Origin of the sequence: Thiorhodococcus minor (assembly GCF_010820565.1) — a bacterium.
GTDB classification, from domain to species: Bacteria; Pseudomonadota; Gammaproteobacteria; order Chromatiales; family Chromatiaceae; genus Thiorhodococcus; species Thiorhodococcus minor.
This window is the reverse complement of the sequence record NZ_JAAIJQ010000194.1, coordinates 1-2,966: the sequence shown is the minus strand read 5'-3', so window position 1 is coordinate 2,966 and position 2,966 is coordinate 1. Positions and strand designations below refer to the sequence as shown.

General features: G+C 64.2%; 2 protein-coding genes. One reads left to right on the top strand and one right to left on the bottom strand.

The genetic code is table 11. The features are described from left to right. Nucleotides 1-682 precede the first annotated feature (682 nt). Nucleotides 683-2,014, top strand: a complete 1,332-nt coding sequence (gene ltrA, locus G3446_RS26140; RefSeq protein ID WP_164456590.1) for a group II intron reverse transcriptase/maturase — start codon at nucleotides 683-685, stop codon at nucleotides 2,012-2,014. A gap of 82 nt (nucleotides 2,015-2,096) precedes the next feature. On the opposite strand, the gene G3446_RS26135 is transcribed toward ltrA, so the two are convergent. Then, a complete protein-coding gene (locus tag G3446_RS26135) occupies nucleotides 2,097-2,513 on the bottom strand; it encodes a DUF6431 domain-containing protein (RefSeq protein ID WP_164456589.1) in 417 nt (138 codons plus the stop codon). Between the last annotated feature and the right edge of the window lie 453 nt (nucleotides 2,514-2,966).

Below are 2,966 nucleotides of genomic sequence, written 5' to 3'. Positions count from 1 at the left end.
TCGAAGTCGATCCTGCCTCGTTTAATTCCAGGGCAGAGTGTGCCACTGAATTGAACGGGGTTTTCGTTCAGGCACTAAATAAATCTGTTTGCGCCAGGCAAAGCCTGGGAAAGGGGGACGAAGACGCGAAGGACTGTGGTCTTCAGAAACTTTTCGTAGTGACCCGTCGGGTGAAAGTCCCGAACCGGTAAGGGCTAGCGACCCACCGGAACCGAGTGTTGCGTGGACTGGGAGCGATCCCAGCTGCGAAGCGTACACAGGGGCGTGCAGGCCGTGTGATTGAGCCTCGAAAGATTCAGATGCGGAGCCGACGCTGTACAGATGGCGGAAGGCAACATCAGCTGCATTGTAGCGCTTGATGCAGGTGGTCCGCCGGGGTCGGTGAGCAGGGCATGCACGCAAGGGTCATCCAGGAACCTGGGAGGGCTCAGTCGTTCCTTGTCGCAGACGCGGTGCGGGCGCCGCGTAAGAAGCCGCCCAGATCGCCGTCGGAGTGGTCCGACTGACGGCTGCGAACAGGACCACAGACAAGGTAGCGCCAAGCGAAGGCAACGAAGTGCGGCGCGACGGCGGCTGAGTCGTCGGAGTCGGCTGATAGTACTGAAGACGATGGGGAACTCACCCGAGAGGACCCATCCGAGGGAAGCGGCCGACCAGTCTAAACACACGTCTGGAGGGACAGATGACGCGGGCATTGGATCGCGAAATCATCTCAACGCGACAACAGGCGATCGCGCAATTGGCGAGAGAGGCACCAGAGAGGGTGCTGCTGACGCTGGCGCACCACATCGACCTGATGTGGATGGAGGAAGCGTATCGGCGCACGCGCAAGGATGGCGCCGTCGGAGTGGACGGCGTCACGGCCGAGACGTACGAGCAACGCTTGCACGAGAACCTGAGCGACCTGCTCGAACGGTTCAAGAGCGGGCGCTACCGGGCGCCGCCGGTCAGGCGCGTGCACATCCCCAAGGCTGGGGCGAAGAACGCGACCCGGCCCATCGGCATTCCCACCTTGGAGGACAAAGTGCTCCAACGGGCGGTGCTGATGGTGCTGGAGCCGGTGTACGAGCAGGACTTTCTGGACTGCTCCTATGGTTTCCGCCCGGGGCGTAGCGCGCATCAAGCGCTCGACGCGCTCTGGAAGGGGCTGATGGACATCGGCGGCGGCTGGGTAATCGACCTCGACATCCGCGCCTTCTTCGACAGCATGGAGAAGACACACCTCAATGCCTTTCTCGACCAACGGGTACGTGACGGCGTAATCCGTCGCGCGCTGGGCAAATGGATGCAAGCCGGGATCATGGAGGATGGGGCAATCAGCTATCCCGAGCGGGGCAGCCCGCAAGGGGGCGTGATCAGCCCGCTGGTGTCGAATGTCTATCTGCATGAGGTGCTCGACCACTGGTTCGAGCAGACGGTCAAGCCGCGTCTACAGGGGCGGGCCTTCATGGTCCGCTTCGCCGACGATGGGCTGCTGGCCTTCCAGCGGGAAGACGACGCACGGCGGGTCATGGAGGTGCTGCCCAAGCGCTTCGCGCGCTTCGGGCTGACACTCCACCCCGAGAAGACCCGCCTGGTGGACTTTCGTCGTCCATCACCGGTCAGCGAGGAGCGCGCCTCCCAACGGGAGCGCAGCTTCGATCTCCTCGGCTTCACCCACTACTGGTGGCGCTCCCGGAAGGGGCGCTGGGTGGTGCAACGCAAAACGGCCAAGTCGCGTTTCGGTCGTGCGCTGCGGCAAATCGGACAGTGGTGTCGGCTCAACCGTCACCGTCCGGTGGCCGAGCAGCAGCAGGCACTCAGTCGCAAGCTCAAGGGTCATGATGCCTACTACGGCATCACTGGAAACTCCCGAGCACTCTCGCGGCTACGCTTCGAGGTCCAGCGACGCTGGCGCAAGTGGCTCAATCGCCGCTCCCATGCCACGCAGCTGGACTGGCCGGCGTTCAAGCGTTTGCTCAAGCGCCATCCCCTCCCGCCCGCGCGGGTCGTGCACAGCATCTATGCCACGTAGCGAATGTTTAAGCTGAGGAGCCGGATGCCCGAATTGGGCACGTCCGGATCTGTGGGAACCGCGGGTGAGCAATCACCCGCGGTCACCCGGCCCCCTTTTCCCCTTGCACCGCGAACTGCGCCTGCCAGCGCCGCCACCATCGCCCGATCGTGCGTCGTCCCGGCAGACACCCCCGGCTCAGCGCACGCGCCGACGTGCCGGCCAACAGGCCCACCAGGACCACCTGCTGTAGCGCCCACCCATACCAGCGCCGCGGCGCCAGACACTGCGGCAGCACCGAGCAGGTGCGACGGCAGCCCGCGCAGCAAAAGCGTGGAATCGGGATCGGATTCAGCCGCCCACCGCCTTCGCGGTCGGCCTTGCGCGCGTAGTGACCATGGCCGCCGAGCCCGGCCCGGCCGCAGTGCGGACAGCGCGCAGGTCGGTAGTGCTCAGGATTCAATCGCAGCTCGGCGAGGTGTTGCTCCAGGGACAAGATCCCTGGCAGGATCACAGGCATGGCCGGTGCCCTCTGGTGGGGCGGCGGATCGTCGCAAATCCCACTCTACCAGAGGTGTCCCGGCCTCTTTTCTTGGTGGTCCTGTCTCGCATTCATGGCGGGGCGTCTCGCCAAGACCCCCTCAGCGATCTTGGGACGAAAGAGGATGAAGAATCCGGTTTACTGCGGGACGTAACACCCGGATGTTTGCGCCCCAACGCCTCCGAACTCACCCAAAGACATTAGGACGGATACAGACCCCGTCCGGCGACAGTTCCCCCTAAGAGGCAGCGCGCAAGGCACTCATGGGCGATGGGAGACCTGACCCTCGCCCCGCTCCCGCGATTACCCAGGCGGGAGTCACGCCTGCTAGAACACGCGGCCTTGCCAGGCCGCACGGAGAGTAAGCCGGGTCCTTGCCGCCGTTTAGGCCGAAGTTGGTGTTCTCTGTTTGCCGCCTGGTTTCCCGGCGGT

Coding starts and splice junctions, on each gene's coding strand:
- G3446_RS26135 (WP_164456589.1), bottom strand. CDS start 2,513: ATGCCTGTGATCCTGCCAGGGATCTTGTCCCTGGAGCAACACCTCGCC.
- ltrA (WP_164456590.1), top strand. CDS start 683: ATGACGCGGGCATTGGATCGCGAAATCATCTCAACGCGACAACAGGCG.